The sequence below is a fragment of the Embleya scabrispora DSM 41855 genome (assembly GCF_000372745.1).
GTDB classification, from domain to species: Bacteria; Actinomycetota; Actinomycetes; order Streptomycetales; family Streptomycetaceae; genus Embleya; species Embleya scabrispora.
The window spans coordinates 299,378-314,818 of record NZ_KB889686.1; the positions used below are offsets into that span (position 1 = coordinate 299,378).

The 15,441-nt window shown below is 72.1% G+C and carries 16 protein-coding genes; 6 read left to right on the forward strand and 10 right to left on the reverse strand.

All coding sequences use genetic code 11. From position 1 onward, the window contains the following. Nucleotides 1-24: 24 nt before the first annotated feature. Complete coding sequence (locus A3IC_RS0133355; protein ID WP_020554424.1) at nt 25-1,155, reverse strand: hypothetical protein; 1,131 nt, start codon at nt 1,153-1,155, stop codon at nt 25-27. Nucleotides 1,156-1,437: 282 nt separating this feature from the next. Next, complete coding sequence (locus A3IC_RS0133360) at nt 1,438-2,136, reverse strand: hypothetical protein (RefSeq protein ID WP_020554425.1); 699 nt, start codon at nt 2,134-2,136, stop codon at nt 1,438-1,440. Between the two features lie 236 nt (nt 2,137-2,372). Between A3IC_RS0133360 and A3IC_RS0133365 the strand changes: the two genes are divergently transcribed. Continuing rightward, nucleotides 2,373-2,948: a TetR/AcrR family transcriptional regulator gene (locus A3IC_RS0133365; protein WP_020554426.1), complete on the forward strand. Its 576-nt coding sequence runs from the start codon at nt 2,373-2,375 to the stop codon at nt 2,946-2,948. Nucleotides 2,949-3,544: 596 nt separating this feature from the next. Further along, nucleotides 3,545-3,985 carry an NUDIX domain-containing protein gene (locus A3IC_RS57985; RefSeq protein ID WP_020554429.1) on the forward strand — a complete coding sequence of 147 codons (441 nt, stop codon included), beginning with the start codon at nt 3,545-3,547 and terminating at the stop codon, nt 3,983-3,985. A gap of 52 nt (nt 3,986-4,037) precedes the next feature. Here the strand turns inward: A3IC_RS57985 and A3IC_RS0133385 are convergent, their stop codons facing one another. From A3IC_RS0133385 to A3IC_RS0133395, 3 genes are all read right to left on the reverse strand, one after another. After that, a complete protein-coding gene (locus tag A3IC_RS0133385) occupies nt 4,038-4,535 on the reverse strand; it encodes a hypothetical protein (protein ID WP_026219045.1) in 498 nt (165 codons plus the stop codon). Between the two features lie 243 nt (nt 4,536-4,778). Then, complete coding sequence (locus A3IC_RS0133390) at nt 4,779-5,480, reverse strand: response regulator (protein ID WP_020554431.1); 702 nt, start codon at nt 5,478-5,480, stop codon at nt 4,779-4,781. Next, complete coding sequence (locus A3IC_RS0133395; protein WP_020554432.1) at nt 5,477-6,715, reverse strand: sensor histidine kinase; 1,239 nt, start codon at nt 6,713-6,715, stop codon at nt 5,477-5,479. Before A3IC_RS0133395 ends, A3IC_RS0133390 begins: the two co-directional genes overlap by 4 nt. 217 nt (nt 6,716-6,932) lie before the next feature. Between A3IC_RS0133395 and A3IC_RS0133400 the strand changes: the two genes are divergently transcribed. Then, nucleotides 6,933-7,880, forward strand: coding sequence for an ABC transporter ATP-binding protein (locus A3IC_RS0133400; RefSeq protein ID WP_026219046.1), 948 nt, complete (start codon nt 6,933-6,935; stop codon nt 7,878-7,880). Beyond that, the gene (locus A3IC_RS57990; RefSeq protein WP_020554434.1) at nt 7,877-8,659 is read left to right on the forward strand and encodes an ABC transporter permease subunit; all 783 of its coding nucleotides are present in this window, start codon (nt 7,877-7,879) and stop codon (nt 8,657-8,659) included. Before A3IC_RS0133400 ends, A3IC_RS57990 begins: the two co-directional genes overlap by 4 nt. Before the next feature lie 190 nt (nt 8,660-8,849). On the opposite strand, the gene A3IC_RS0133410 is transcribed toward A3IC_RS57990, so the two are convergent. The 3 genes from A3IC_RS0133410 to A3IC_RS0133420 form a co-directional block, all read right to left on the reverse strand. Then, a complete protein-coding gene (locus A3IC_RS0133410) occupies nt 8,850-9,857 on the reverse strand; it encodes an ATP-binding cassette domain-containing protein (RefSeq protein ID WP_020554435.1) in 1,008 nt (335 codons plus the stop codon). Between the two features lie 57 nt (nt 9,858-9,914). Beyond that, nucleotides 9,915-10,751 carry a DUF4097 family beta strand repeat-containing protein gene (locus A3IC_RS0133415; RefSeq protein WP_020554436.1) on the reverse strand — a complete coding sequence of 279 codons (837 nt, stop codon included), beginning with the start codon at nt 10,749-10,751 and terminating at the stop codon, nt 9,915-9,917. A gap of 251 nt (nt 10,752-11,002) precedes the next feature. Beyond that, complete coding sequence (locus tag A3IC_RS0133420) at nt 11,003-11,545, reverse strand: hypothetical protein (protein WP_020554437.1); 543 nt, start codon at nt 11,543-11,545, stop codon at nt 11,003-11,005. Nucleotides 11,546-11,983: 438 nt separating this feature from the next. Between A3IC_RS0133420 and A3IC_RS0133425 the strand changes: the two genes are divergently transcribed. Next, complete coding sequence (locus A3IC_RS0133425) at nt 11,984-12,916, forward strand: hypothetical protein (RefSeq protein ID WP_020554438.1); 933 nt, start codon at nt 11,984-11,986, stop codon at nt 12,914-12,916. A gap of 237 nt (nt 12,917-13,153) precedes the next feature. Here A3IC_RS0133425 and A3IC_RS0133430 read toward each other — a convergent pair whose 3' ends face one another. Both A3IC_RS0133430 and A3IC_RS0133435 read right to left on the reverse strand, forming a co-directional pair. Then, nucleotides 13,154-13,660 carry a GNAT family N-acetyltransferase gene (locus tag A3IC_RS0133430; protein ID WP_020554439.1) on the reverse strand — a complete coding sequence of 169 codons (507 nt, stop codon included), beginning with the start codon at nt 13,658-13,660 and terminating at the stop codon, nt 13,154-13,156. Nucleotides 13,661-13,719: 59 nt separating this feature from the next. Then, complete coding sequence (locus A3IC_RS0133435; protein WP_020554440.1) at nt 13,720-14,397, reverse strand: hemerythrin domain-containing protein; 678 nt, start codon at nt 14,395-14,397, stop codon at nt 13,720-13,722. A gap of 301 nt (nt 14,398-14,698) precedes the next feature. Between A3IC_RS0133435 and A3IC_RS0133440 the strand changes: the two genes are divergently transcribed. After that, a complete protein-coding gene (locus A3IC_RS0133440; protein ID WP_020554441.1) occupies nt 14,699-15,376 on the forward strand; it encodes a class I SAM-dependent methyltransferase in 678 nt (225 codons plus the stop codon). The last annotated feature ends 65 nt before the right edge of the window (nt 15,377-15,441 follow it).

The window sequence follows — 15,441 nt, forward strand, 5'->3', positions numbered from 1 at the left end:
CGACCGAGCCCGACCACGTCCGCTTCAGCGGGTGACACCACCGACCTCGGCCATCGGCCGCCGTCGCCGCCATCGCGCCAACCGGCGCAGAGGTGCTCTCGACCCCGGCCGGGGTTCCGATTCCGGCCCCGGACCAGGCTCCGGCCCCGATCTCGATCTCGATCGCTCGGATTCCGATCCCGGTCCGGGGCCCCGACCCCGGACCAGGACGCGCACCATCGCGATTCCCACCGCCACCGCGATCACGTGCAGAATCGCCGCGCAGGTGAGGTTCTCCGGCAACGTGGTGCCCGCCGGGCTTGCCTGCGCCACGTACAGCGTGAGCGGCAGTTTCCACCCGCTCCAGGCGAACAACGAACCGGACCCGATCCAACCCAGAGCGACCGGAACTCGCCGCAACAACCGGCCGGGTCGGCCACAACCGATCATCGCGGTGGCGACGGCCGCCACGAGTGCCCAGCCGCCCCAGATGCCGGTCAGGATCCGCCAATCGGCGTCGCGTGCCTGCGGGTGTGCGACGCCCAGCGTGCCGCCGATCGCCCAGTACAGCCACACCGCTCCGAGCCCGGCGCCGCCGACCGCCGACCAGGGGATGCGCCGAAGTCCCGATCCGAAGGGCGTGATCCGATCGCGGACCGCGTCGCCGACCCGCCCCGCGAATACGTCCGGCCAACGTCGACACAGATATGCGGGCAGTGCGAGGGCCAACCCCGACCCCATCCCTACGAAGCCGATCTGGATCAGGGCCGCCTCCCAACCCGGCATGGACGCGTCGTCCGCCCCCGCACCTCCACCCGTGCCAGCGGCCGATTCCGGGTCGTCGCCCGAGGACGCCGCCAACGAACTCGATACCGTATACGGCAAAACGGGCACCAGAAATCCGGTCCCGACCCACGCGCAGAATGCCAACGGAGCGCCCGGAATCCGCATCCCCCACGGGCGGACCAGCGCAAGTGCCACGGCGATCCCGATCGCGGCCATGCCCACCGTCGCGGTGTTGAGCACCACCCACTCGGTCAACCCGAACCCCGAGCCGACCGGCAGCACGCCGAGCAGGGAACCGATCACCCACGACACCTTGATCACCGGATAGGGCGTCAACGAGAGTGCCGCTCCGTATGCCGCGCCCCGACCCACCCGATCCCACCGTCGCACCGGAACTCCCCTTTCAGCTCGAGGAATTCCAGCCTCCGCGGCGGAGCCGCCCGCCGGCGTCCGCCCGCGGGTGTGCGCCTGTCCCCCGAACGGGGGACGGCAACGACCGCCCCGAGGCGATGCCGGCCCGGTCTCATCCCTCCCGACCAGACCTCACCCCGGCCCGGTCCGGTCCGGCTCAGCCTCAGCCTCAGCCTCAGCCGAGTCCACCCGGCCAGGTCCCACCCCGCCCGGCCGCACCCGACCCGGCCGGGACCCGACTCGCCCGCCGCCCCGAGCACGCTATGCGCGAGGTTCCCCATACCAGCGCCAGGTCGTGCGTCGCTCGTGGCCCGGCAGGTCCGCGCGACCGGTGGCCCACAACATCGTGGGCCAGGGGTCGGTGTCCTGCGGGACGTCCGGGAAGAGCCGGGCGAGTACTCGTGCGCACAGGTCGGCGGGCGGGGTCCAGGTCACCCCCAGGCCCTCGGCCAGGTCGTGGGTGTGGACGAGCGTCTCCACGATGCCCATCGCGGCGAAGCCCTCGGGATCGGCGGCGCCGAAGCCGTGGTGGGCGCGTACGCTCGACGGCCTCATCCGCACCATGGCGACCAGCAGCGCGCCGCTCGCCTCCAACACCTGCAACAGCCCGTCCGGGCCCGCCGCGTGGTTCGCGTGGATCGCGTTGGCCGGGCCGCCCGGCCGCCGACTCGCCCAGACGAACGGCACCTCGCCCGACATCGGCGGGACCCTGGGGCCCAATTGGGCGGCGTATGCGAAGAGGTCGTCGCTCAGGTGCTCGACCGTCTCCCAGCGGTCCCATTCCAGCGGGCCGGCCTTCGCCTCCCACGCCGTGGCCGGCACGCCCCGCAGCGCTGCCACCGCGAGTTGCACGGCCCGATCCAGATCGTCGGCGGTCACCGGCCCCGGTCCGTGCTCCGGCGGCGCGGACGCGGCGCCCGCCGAGGTTGTGGACGCGTCGTCTTCGGGTGATTCGAGCATGGCAGGACCGTATCGTCACCATGCCCGAACCCGCCGAGGCGGGCCGGTGTCCTGGCGTCGTGCCGTGAACCACGTGAGTGACGTCGTCGGGAACGACGCGCGATCCGGGACGGGACGGTGAACCGAGCGGGGTCGAAAACCCTCTCCACGTATCCGCGTCGTGCTGTCGGGCAGGGCAACGCCAAAGCGGCCACACTGTAGTGGTCTGATGTCGTACTACAGCCGGAGTGGTGTCAATGGTTCGCAGGAACGCCGAGCGCAGGGCGGCGCTCGTGGATGCCGCCATCGAGGTGCTGGCCAAGGAGGGCGCTCGCGGGCTGACCTTTCGGGCGGTGGACGTCGAGGCCGCGGTGCCGCCCGGTACCGCCTCCAACTACTTCGCGAGCCGCGACGACCTGCTCACCCAGGCGGGCGCCCGGGTCTACGAACGGCTTCGGCCCGACGACGCGATGATCGCGCGGCAGCGGGCGGGCACGCCGGACAAGGAGACGTACACGGCGCTGATGCGCGAGGTGGTCGGCCGGGTCAGCGCCTTCCGGACCGGCTATCTCGCACTGCTCGAACTGCGTCTGGAAGCCACCCGGCGACCGGAGTTGCGGGCGGTGCTGACCGAGCGCGTCCGCGCCGACGTGGAGGCCAACGTCGCCTACCTCGACGAGTCCGGGTTGCCCGGCGACGCGACCGCCGTCCGCCTGCTGTACCTGGCCTTCAACTGGCTCATCGTCGAACAACTCACCCTTCCCGGGGTGTTCTCGGAAGCCGAGCGCGAACAACTCGTCAGCGCCGCGGTCGAACGCATCGTGACCGTGTGATCGCGTGACCGACGAGACACGGCGAACGAGGAATCGGCAGGCGAGGAATCGGCAGGCGAGGAAACCGCGGACGAGGGCGCCGCAGGCGCGGCATCCGCGGACGATGACACACACGACGAGGCAAGCCCGGACGAGGACGCGGCGCCGGCATCGGGCCGTTGGCGGCGGATGGGCGAGGGGAGAGTGGCCGGCGTCGGCGTCGGTCGAGAACTCGTGCAAGCCGCCGCCTCGTTGCGGCCGGACGACGGGACGATCCTCACCGGTACCGCTTCGTAGATGCCGAACAACGGGGTGCGGCTGTGCCACGAGACAGGCGCGATCCGCGAGGCGGACAAGCTCGGGCGGCGCGTGCTCGCCACGGTGTGCGTGAGGATCCGGTGGCGATGGTGGTTGCGCGTCGGTGCCGGGGCCGTGGCGAACGTGCTTCCGACGGTTCGGGCGTGACGTCCCTCCATGGCCCGTCGTTGGTCCGGGCGGAGGTGTGGGTCCCGGCGCGCGGGCCGGTTTCGAGGTTCGACGCGTGCCGGGCGCCGACATCGCCGCGCAGCCGGGAGCGACGCCCGAAGCACCCGGATCGACCATGGGGAGAGCGACACTTGAGCGACCATCGCCACAACGCCATCGCCTATGCCGCCATCATCCTCGAACGCGCGGACGGCGCGGTGCTGTTCATGGAACGCAAGGACACCGGCTTCGCCGACGGCCTGCTCGCCCTGCCGGGCGGCCTGGCCGACCCGGGCGAACTTCTCATCGAGGCGTGCGCCCGGGAGACCAAGGAGGAGATCGCCACCGATGTCGCCACGGCGGACCTGCGCACGGCGTATGTGGCCCAGGTGCTCGGCGACACCGGCGCGCCGGTGATCGGCTGGTACTTCCACACCACCGCCTGGTCGGGGGACCCGGTCAACGCCGAACCCGACCAGTGCGCCCGGCTGGCCTGGCTCGACCCGGCGGACCTGCCGGCCGACGTGGAACCGACCGACGCCGGCGCGGTCACCGCCTGGCACCGCGGGACCGCCCCGGCCCGCTGGGCCTGACCGGGCCGCGAACCCGACGGACGACGGCCGTCTCGCAGACCTGGTGAGCGGCCTACCCCGCCTCCCGGTCGGGCCACTGCACCCGACCGTCCCGAAAGGCCAGCGGGCGGGCCTCGGTGTCCTCGATGAAGCGCAATCGGCCGAGTACGACCGAGCCGTCCGGACCCGTGTGTGCGTCCTCGACCCGCGCGGCCAACCAGACCAACAGCTCGCCGACCTCGTCGAATTGGTCGGGATGCAGCTCCCGACGCACGGTCAGCGCCCAACCGCCGCCGGCGATCGGTGCCAAACCGGTGGCCGACTCGCCACCGATCCGCAGCGCGATCCCGTCCGGGCCGCCCAACACGGGATGCGGATCGTCCAGCACCGTCGGCACCCCGAGGTCGTCCACCACGACCACCGGGAAGGCGGCCACGATGCGTCGACCGCCCGCCTCCGGAACCGCCCCGTCCGCGAGCCCCACATGCCACCGCAACTCGGCCACTTCCGGACCCGAGAGCCGCCCGGCGCGCAACGCCACGTCAACGGTCAACTCGTATAGATCACTCACACGCCGGGACCCTACCGTCCCACCGCCCGTGCCCCCACCGCCCGTGCCCGCTCCGAGCCGCCGCGCGCCCGCTCACCTTGCCCGGTTGCCACCAGTTCGTCACGCGGAGGTGCGGAGGTGCGGAGGTGCGGTGGAGCGGCGATGCCGAGCGGCGTGCGCGCTCACCTTGGGGGCCGGCGCACCGTCGGGATCGGGCCGACCCACCGTCCACCATCGATGGGCAGGCAACTTGCCCGCACTTGTCTACCCGGGGCCCAGCCCCGCGCGGTACGCGATGATCACCAGGTGCACGCGATCGCGCGCGCCGAGCTTGGCGAGCAGGTGGCCCACGTGCGTCTTGGTGGTGCCCTCGGTGATGTGCAGGGTCCGGGCGATCTCGGCATTGGTGCGACCGGCCGCGATCAGTACCAACACCTCGCGTTCGCGCGCGGTGATCGCCCGCAACGCGGCGGGCTGCGGCGGTTCCGGTACGGGCGCTGCGGCGGCCCGCGCGCCGGGCACCTCCGGGCGGCGGGCGAACTCGGCGATCAGCCGCCGGGTCACGCTCGGCGCCAGCAGTGCCTCGCCGGCCGCGACCACCCGGATCGCATCGAGCAGGTCCTCGGGCGCGGTGTCCTTGAGCAGGAAGCCGCTGGCCCCGTTGCGCAGCGCCGCGTAGATGTGCTCGTCCAGATCGAACATGGTCAGGATCAACACCCGCACCCCCGGCACCCCCGGCGGACCGCTCGCACCGGTGATCAGCCGGGTCGCCTCCAGGCCGTCCATGCCCGGCATGCGAATGTCCATCAGCACCACGTCGGGCCGCTCCCGACGGGCCGACTCCACCGCGGCCAGACCGGTGGCCGCCTCGCCGACCACGGTGAAGCCCGGCGCCATGTCGATGATGCCGCGAAAGCCCGCACGGACCAGCGTCTGGTCGTCCGCGACCAGCACCCGCACGCTCATCCGACCCGCTCACTCAACGGCAGCACGGCGGCCACCCGAAATCCCCGCCCGGGCAGCGGCCCCGCACTGAACTCCCCGTCGTACAGCCCGACTCGTTCGCGCATCCCGGCCAACCCGTGCCCGTACGGCGGATCATACGACTCGGCCGACTCGGCGCCCGCGAACGCGGGACCCAGGCCCACCCCCTCATCGGTGATCTCGATCGCCAACGCGTCCGCGCGATAGTCGACCCGGACCCGACCGGACCCGGTGTGCGCGTGCCGGCCGATATTGGTCAGCGCCTCCTGGACGATCCGGTACGCGGACAACTCGATCCCGGCGGGCAGTTCGCGAACGCCGCCCGAGACGCTCAGGTCCACGTGCAGGCCCGCCTCGGCGGTGCGCTCCAGCAGGGCGGGCAGATCGGCCAGGCCAGGCGCGGGCAGCCGGTCGGCCGGGCCGTCCGCGCGCAACACCCCGAGCAGGCCGCGCATCTCGCGGATCGTCTCGCCGCTGATCCGGTGGATCGCCGCGAGCGCCTCCCGCGCCTGCTCGGGCCGCTGATCGAGGACGAAGCCGCCGTATCCGGCCTGGACGTTCACCACACCCAGGCTGTGCGCGATCACGTCGTGCACCTCGCGGGCCAGCCGAAGCCGTTCCTCGGCGAATTCGGATCGGACCAACTCGGCGTGGTGCTCGCGCAGTGCCGCGGCGTATGCGCGGTGTCGCCCGACCGCGTAGCCCACCGCCCACGCGGTGCCCGTGAACAGCAGCGCGAGCCACGCGTTGCGGCGCACATCGGCCGAACCCGCCAACCACCACTGCCCGCCGCCGAAGATCCCGACCGCGAGCACCGCGAGACCGCCCCGCGGCGAGTACGTCACCGCCGCGCTGTACACCGCGGCCATCGACACCAGCACCACGAACGGCCCGCCCAGCGCGAGGGCGATCGCCGTCTCCCCGGCCACGCACACCACCACCGCCCACGTCGCGACCAGGACGCCGATCGCGAGCGCCGGCCGCGTGCGACGCAGCATCAGCGCCACGCCGAGCGCGCCGATCGCGAGCAGTGCGACGGTCAGCTGGGTCGAGGTCGGATCAGGGTAGCCGCGCCGATGCGGGTCGTAGTCGTGGGAGGCGTCCAGCACACGCAGCGCGGCGACCCACATTCCCACCAAGGCCGCGAACACGTCCAACGCGACCCAGTGCCGGGTGCGCAACCTCTTGGTCAACGGGCGCAACGGCTCCGAATTCATGCCACCGAGAGTAGGCAGGACGCCGGTTTCGCTCATCGCCCGGGAGACCTACGACCACGGTCGTACCCGAACGCCGATCCGGACCGCGCACTCCGGCCACGGTCCGACGACGGCGCGCCGGCGACCCGACACGGTGGAGGACGTATCGCCGGCGACGCGGCATCGACGTGGTCGCGTTCGCCGCAGCGAATCCGGGAGAAGGGCGGAAGGGGCAAAGATGATCGAAGTGCACGGACTCACCAAGAGATACGGCGCGCGGGTCGTCGTGGACGATCTGACGTTCACCGTCGAACCGGGGCGGGTGACCGGCTTCCTCGGCCCGAACGGCGCGGGCAAGTCGACCACCATGCGGATGATTCTGGGACTGGCCGCGCCCAGCGCCGGCCACGCCTGGATCGAGGGACGGCCGTACCGCTCGTTCGACCGGCCGCTGCGCCGGGTGGGCGCGCTCCTGGACGCGGGTGCGATGTCGGGTGGGCGTGGCGCGTACCACCACTTGGCGAGCATCGCCGCGAGCAACGACATCCCGCGCACCCGGGTCGAGGAGGTGCTGGAACGGACGGGTTTGTGCGAGGTGGCCCGGCGGCGGGTGGGCGGCTTCTCGCTGGGCATGAAGCAGCGGCTCGGGATCGCGGCCGCACTGCTCGGCGAGCCGCGGGTGTTGCTGCTCGACGAGCCGGTCAACGGGCTCGATCCGGACGGGGTGCGCTGGATCCGCACGCTCATGCGCGAACTGGCGGCCGAGGGACGCACGGTGTTCGTCTCCAGCCATCTGATGAGCGAGATGGCGCTGACCGCCGACCACGTGATCGTGCTCGGTCGGGGCCGGGTGATCGTGGACACCGACATGGCCGAGTTCGTCCGGACCGGCTCGCGCGGTGACGTGCTGGTGCGCTCGCCGCACGGTGCGCGGTTGGCCCGGCTGTTGACCGAGCACGGGGCGTCGGTGACCGCGGAGGCGGACGGCGCCCTCGCGGTTACCGACCTGGCGTTCGTCCGGATCGGCGAGCTGGCCGCCGCGCACGGCCTGGTGATCCACGAACTCGCGGCCCGACAGGGCTCGTTGGAGGAGGCGTACCTGCGGATCACCGAGGACGAGGCGGTCCACCGGGCGGTGCACCCGGTGGGTGGGGCGGGCGCCGTCGGCAAGGGGGCGGGCGCGTGAGGTGGTTCTCGCTGCCACGCGGGGTGCTCGCGGCCGAGTGGATCAAGCTGCGGACCCTTCGCTCCATGTATTACACCGCCGTGATCTCCGCGGTCGCGGCACTCGGGCTCGGCGCGTTCGACCTGGGCAATCTGGTCGCCGACTGGGACGGGTTGTCGGCCGAGCGGCAGGCCGCGTTCGACCCGGTCCGTTTCGGCTTCAGCGGCGGCTACTACGTGGTCGTGCTCGCGCTGGGCACGCTCGGGGCACTGGTCGGCGGCTCGGAGTACGGATCGGGGCTGATCGCGACCACGTACACCGCGGTGCCTCGGCGGCGCCGGGTGTTCGCGGCCAAGGTCGCGGTCACCGGCGCCGCGACCTTCGTGGCGGGCGAGGTGATCGCGTTCGCGACCTTCTTCATGGGTCAGGGGATCCTGGCCGACAAGCACCTGAATGTGAGCCTGGGCGACCCGCACGTGCTGCGTGCGGTGACGGCCACCGGCGCGTTCGTGAGCGTGCTCGCGGTGATCGGGCTCGCGCTGGGCACCATCGTGCGGCATTCGGCGGGGGCGATCGCCGCGCTGTTCGGGCTGTTCTTCGTCGCCCCGATGCTCACCGAGGCGGCCGGCGACGCGGTCGAGCGCGGCACCCTGCAACCGGCCTTCCAGGCACTGAGCAGCACCACCGGGCCGGTGGATCCGTCCCGTCCTTCGACGGCGGCGGCGTGTGTGGTGTGCGTGGTCTGGCTCGCGGTCGCGCTGGCGGTTGCCGCGTGGTCGGTCGAGCGTCGGGATGTGTGAGCGTGGGGACGGAACATGATTCGTTGCAGATCCCGTAACGACATGCCATGCACATTGCCATGCAGCACACCATGCAGTCTGCCATGCAGCTCGCCATGCAAGTACCAGGTCAGAGGCTCATTTCGAGTACCGCTCGGCTTCATCGTGGTTGGTCGATGCGAAGCCGATACTTCTGACGAGCCCATCGTGCTCATCGCGGGTTCCGCCGGTTCGGCCACGGCCGGCCGGCGCCGGGAGCGCGGTCGGCGTGGGCTCTGCCGGTGAGGGCGAGGAAGACATCGTCGAGGTCGGGAGTGTGCACGGTGAGCGACTCGGCGCGGATGGCCGCGTCGTCGAGTGTGTCGAGGAGGGTGCGCAGCGTCGGGATGCTGTCGTCGCCGGGGATGTCGAGGGTGAGTGTCTCGTCGTCGCAGGTGGTGGCGCGGAAGAGGTCGGCGGCCACGTCGAGGTGGTGGGGGTTGTTGAACCTGACCCGGATGTGCGCGCCGGGAACGCGGCGCTTGAGCTCGGCGGCGGTACCCTCGGCGACGAGCCGGCCGTAGTCCAGGACCGCGATCCGGTCGGCGAGTCGGTCCGCCTCCTCCAGATATCGGGTGGTGAGCAGGACGGTCACGCCCTGCTCGGCGACCAGTTCGCGGATGATGTTCCAGATGACTCGGCGGCTGCGCGGGTCCAGGCCCGTGGTGGGCTCGTCGAGGAAGATCACTCGGGGGTCGCCGATCAGGGTCATCGCCAGGTCGAGCCTGCGGCGCATGTCGCCGGAGAGGGTGACGACGGCTTTGGAGGCGGCCTCGGTGAGGTCGAATCGGGCCAGCAGTTCGTCGGCCCGGCGGCGGCCCTCCACCCGGCCCAGATGACGCAGGTCCGCCATCAGGATCAGGTTCTCCCGGGTGGTGAGCAGGTTGTCCACGGCGGCGAACTGGCCGGTGACACCGATCGCCCGGCGTACCGCGTCGGCCTCACGGGCGAGGTCGTGGCCGGCCACGTGTACGCGGCCGGCGTCGGCGCCGACGAGCGTGGACAGGATCTGCAGGGTGGTGGTCTTGCCCGCGCCGCTGGGACCGAGGAGGGCGAAAACGGTGCCCTCGGGGATGTGCAGGTCGATGCCGTCCAGCACCACCTTGTCGCCGTACGACTTGGCCAAGCCGACGGCGCTGATCGCGGCCGAGCGGCTGCCGGCCGCGGAAGTCGTGGTCATGGCAGGGGGACCCCTTCGATCGTGGCTCTGCGGTCTCGGCCGGGCCGCGCGCCGAACTCAGGCACGCCGGATCAGAATGTGGCCGAAGGAGGTCCGGGCGCGGACCTCGACGGACTCCTCGGACTCCTCGGGACTCTCGGTCGCGCCGAGCGAGTTGCGTACGCTGCCCATCCGGGTCTGCACGTCCAGCCAGGCTGCGGTGGCCTTGCGGATGCCGACCTCCAGGTCGCCGACGCCGGTGTGGAGATGGACCTGGCCGCGGGCCACCTCGTCGATCCGGATCGCGCCGTGGGCGCACTTGGCGTCGACGTCGGCGTGCGCGACGCCGACGGTGATCCGGCCGTTGGAGGAGTTGGCCCGCAGGTCGCCCCCGACCTCGCCGACGGTGGTTTCGCCGTTGGTGTTCCTGATCGTCGCCGCGCCGGTGACGGTGCCGATCTCGATCCGGCCCGCCGCGATGATCTCGGCGTCCCCGGTGGTGCGGGCCACCCGGATGTCGCCGTGGTCGGTCCTGGCGTACAGGGCCCGGGCCTCGTCCATGCGGATGGTGCCGACCGAGGTCTTGAGCCGGCAGTCGCCCAGCGGGCCCGAACAGGTGAAGTCCGCCATGGGCGTGGCGGCCCGCACGTCGGAGCCCGCGGGCAGTTCGACGGAGATCTCGACGGAGCCGTTCTTGCCGAACAGCGAGCGCTTCTTGGGCCCGTTGATCAGCAATCTGCCACCGGAGCAGGTGACCGTGGTCTGTTGTGCGGCACGCACGTCGATCTCGTCCGCGCTGTTGCCGGGCACTACCTCGACCACCGTGTCGGTGCGGTCGCTCGCGCTGATCCGGACCGAACCGATGTCGAATTCGAGGGTGGCGGAAATCGGCTTCGGGGTGTCGAACCTGGGCATCGTGGTGCGTTCCTCTCGGCTGTGGGCTCCCGTTGGCACGCCGGCCGGGTGGGCGGGGCCGGCCGGAAGTCCGGTGCGGTGTCGGGGGTCGGTGCCGTGTGCGATGCGTGGACAGCGGTGCTTGCGCGACGTCTGCGGGGGCGATGCTTGCGTGGTGGAGGTGCGTGGCGGAGGCGCGTGTGTTGTGTCCGTGTCCGTGTCCGCGTATGCGGTGGCGCGGGGCGGTGGTGTGGCGCCGTGCGTTGTGCCGGTCAGCGGACCCAGCCGGTGTAGCCCTGGCGGCCCCGATGTCGGCTGGTGGGGTCGGATGCGCCGTTGCGGGCGGGATCGGGTGCCAGCGCGCCGGTGGCGGCGCGTACCAGCCAGGCGTTGACCGACAGGCTCTCGCGCGCTGCGGCGGCCTCGACTCGGGACTTGAGGTGGGCGGGCAGCCGGAAGTTGATCCGTGCCATGCCGCCCTCGTCGCCGTCCGCCGGCGCCGCGAACGACGTCGGTGTGGGCACACTCGGCGCGCCTTCCGGCCGGTCGGGTCTCGCGTAGACCTCCGGGGCCGGCGGCGCCGTCACCACGAACTCGGGGTCGAGCCCGCGCAGTCGAAGCTCGACCGATCCGGGGGCGAGGTCGCCGGTGACCTCGGCCATGGCGGCGGACAGCGCACTGAGCAGAACGAGCCGGGTGGCCGATTCCAGCGGGGCGGTGAGGCGCTCGGCCAGCTCGCGCGCCTCGCCACCGCCCGCATTCGCGGCGACCGCGAGCTCGTTCCGAAGATTGTCGACGTACGGTGTGAGATCCATGACGCCATGGTGGCACATTGATGGCGCCGTTGCGAGATGTCTCGACGTCATAGATGCGCCATCCGCATCTGGGCCAGGAGGTACGGGTGTTGCGGAGGAGGCAGGCGAGCGGCTGAATGCCGACGGGCGTCGGGCCGGTCCGGATACTCGCGGCGACGGGCACACGCTGCGCCATGACGGCTTCCGGTTGCGCCACGGTGCCCATTGCGCCACGCCGGCGCGGGCTCCGGGCGACGGCCCGCCGGGAGCGCCGGGGCGCGGGCGGGGGCGCGGCGGCCCGTGGTGCCGGTGTCCGGTGGTGCCGGCGTTCGGTCCGGCCGTCTCGGTCGATCGGTGGCGCCTGCGCCGCATGGGGCGTCGACACCGGCTCTAGAGTGATCATGACGGGGTGGCACGACGAGTGACACGACGCGGTGTGCGGCGAGGGGGTTTGGGGACGTGGCGATACGGGATCAACTGCGGGGCATCAGTGGGGCGGTGGGGGCCGCGGCGGCGTCGGGGCGCGCGGCCGTGGGAGGTCGGATCGGCGCCGGTCGGGCCCGGGTCGCGTCGGGGGACTGGGTGCACGGGACGTTGGACGCCCTGCCCGCGCCGGCCGCGCCCGCCACCGTGGCCTGGGAGTTCTCGTTGGGCGCGCTGGTGTGTCGGCATCCGAAGATGCCTGCGATGACCGCGCGACCGCTGCGGCTGCTCGACGGCCTGGGCGCGGTGCGCTTCGGCCCGGAGACGGTCGGCTTCGACGGGGAGGACATCCCGTGGGAGAAGGTGGTCCGGCTCACCCTGCACGACGCGTTCGCCTCGATGACCACGGCCGCACTCGATACCGAAGTGGACCGGATTCGCGACGTGCTGCCGCCGTTGCCCGGCCGCAAGTGGGCGGTCGGCAAGGTGGTGGAGGGCCTGCTCACGGTGGTCCTCGCGTCGCTGGAACAGGCCGACGACCGCCGCCTGGACAGCGCGGAGGTGGCCTGCGAAATCACCTACCGCGGCTTGCTCGGCCGGGAGAAGACGCTGCGCGCCGGCCTGTTCGCCACCGCCCTGTTGGCCCGGCAGGCCGCCGTCGAGGACAGTCTGGTGGCCACCGCGCGCGCCCACGGCGTCGAGGTGGTCGCGGCCGTACCCGAAGGCGGCGCCGGCGACGCGGCGGCGGCCGAGCGAATCCGCGTCCTGCGGGCCCGGACCGACGCGGTCTCGGCCAAGCTGCGCGCCCAGCGCGAGCAGGCCGCGGAGATCGCCCCGCCGGTCGAGCCGACGGCGGTCGCGGGTAGCGCGCCGAACGCGACAGCCGCTCCCGCCTCGCGCATCGCCGGCCCCGGCAACGCCGCCCACCCCAGCGACGCCACCGACCCCACCGACCCTTTCGCCTGCTGATCACCCGGTGCGACCGGGTCGGCTCGCCTCTTCTCGGCTGACGCGAGAGCCAGGGCCCGTCCGGCGGATCCTGGTGGATGGGGCCGCGCCGTCCCGTGCCGTGGCCGGTGGTGCCGGCGAAGCGGCCGCGTAGTGGTTCTGTTCGGCGGTTTCTCCGGTGCGCCGAGACGAGCGCAGCGAGGAGCCCGAAGGGCGAACGGCAGCCGGCGCGACCCGCCGGGATGCGCCGGACAGGTCCTATCCGCGGGCTTCCATCCCGTAGGGCCGCAGGCCCCGGGCGCGATAGTTGACCAGGGCATTGGGGTGGTCCTCGGAGGAGGTGTGCAGCCAGACTCGGCGGACCGGCTCGGTGTTCGCGTAGGGGGCGGTGTGCCAGGCCTGGCGGAGCAGCAGGGTCAGTGCGCAGCCGCCCAGGCCGGTGCCGACGTATTCGGGAAGCAGGCCGAACGTGACCACCTCCACGTTTCCGCCGGGCTGGGGCTCCAGATTGCCGATGCCCGCGGTCCGGCCGGCGTGCGTGATCAGCCAGGCTTGCAACAACGGGCGCGTGGCGTGAAGTTCCGCCCACTCGTGCTCGGTTCGGGATGCGCTGCGCCAGCCGTACGGTGCGCCGACTCGGGCCAGCAGGTCGTGCACCAGGGGCGTGGCGAGGTCGACACGGCGCAGCGCGAGCGCCGGACCGGGGCGGGAGGGCCGGAGGTCGTCGAGCGAGGTCATCTCCAGGTACATCACGGTCTTACCCATCGCGGCAGGTTATCCACGGCCGCCGACACCGGGGGCCCGGGCCGGCGATCCCGACCTCGTCACGTCCCACGCGTGCGGCGGACGGTGGGCCGGCTGCCTCGGGTGCCCCACGGATCCTGCGCGTCGTACGCCGGTTGCCACAGGTTCAGATACGTCGGACGCACAGAGTCCGGCAGTTGGCCGAGGATGATCGCGGTACTCTCGGCGCTCGCGTGATCGAGCAGCCACGGCAGGTAGCGGCACGTACCGGAGCCGACCCGTCGGCCGTGTTCGGCGCCGAAGCGGCGCATCTGCTCGGCGGAGACCACCGCGTCGATCAACGGCAGCGCCTCGTCCTCCTCGTGCCCGAGATGCCCGCGCAGCCCGCTGACCAGTCCGTCGAGCAGGTCACCGAGCCGCAGACTTCCCGTATCGCGGTCGGCGAGCGCCGCGTCGATGGCATCCAACAGCGGTTCGAACGTGGCGTGTTCGGCCTCCATCACCGCGATCACGCCCAACTCGTCCGGCCGGTCGGCCAGCGCCTTGCGCAGCACCGGCCACAGCAGGTCGTCCTCGGCTCCCAGGTGCACCCGCAGGTACCGGCGGAACAGGTCCCATCCGGTGCCGACCCGCAGGATGTGCCACGGGTCGTCATCCGTACGCGCGGCGACCCGGGCAAGTCGTTCCAGATCGCGGCGCAGCGCGTCGTGGATCGCGAACATCATCGTCATGTCGTGTCGGAAGACCTTGCCGCGCACGGGATCCTCGCTTGTCGAGCGTTGTGGTCGTCGGGAACGGGCGGAGCCGGTGAGGGGCCCGGCTTCCTTCGTCCGGGCCCCGAACTCGGGCCCCGGGCCCGGGAAACCTCCGTCTCGGTGCCGAAGCGGTCGGCCGTGGACGGAACTCCATCCCGTTGACGGACGCCGGCCCCGCGATGTGACCGCCGCCCCGCGCCCACCTTCCCGTGGCCGGATGGGGTCGCCATCGGCAGGAGCACGCCGCCGCTCGGACGCACGCGTGCCCGTGCGTTGTCGGTGGCCGGCGATAGGGTGCCCGATCGTGATTGAACCCGACTTCCTGCAGGCCACCCGGACGTCCTACGACGCTGTCGCCACCGAGTACACCGAATACGCCCGGACGGATCTCGCGAACAAGCCACTGGACCGGGCCCAACTCGCCGCCTTCGCCGAATTCGTCGGCTCGGCCCACGCCGGAACCGGATCCGTGGCCGACGTCGGGTGCGGGACCGGTCGGATCACCGCGCACCTGCGCGAGCTCGGGCTGGACGTGTTCGGGATCGACCTGTCGCCGGGGATGATCGCGGTGGCCCGCCGCGAGCACCCGGACCTGCGCTTCGAGGTCGGCTCGATGACGGACCTGGACCTGCCGGACGGCTCCCTCGCCGGCTTGGTGGCGTGGTACTCGATCATCCACGTTCCGGTGGAGCAGCTGCCGGGCGTGTTCGCCGAGTTCCACCGTGTCCTGGCACCCGGCGGCCGGCTCCTGCTGGCCTTCCAGGTCGGCGACGAACCGCTGCGGCTGACCGAGGCGTTCGGCCGAGCGGTATCCCTCGACTTCCACCGCCGCCGACCGGAGCGGATCGCCGGCCTGGTGACCGATGCGGGTTTGACCATGCACGCGCAGATGATCCGCGAGCCCGATCCCGGCGAGGGCGTACGACCCACACAGCACGCATACCTGTCGGCCCGGAAGCCCTTGCCCGCGCAAGACGACTGAACCGATCCGCGCACCGCGGGCCGGCCCGGACCGTAACCGGTCGACCCCTTGCGGGAGCGAGTGTG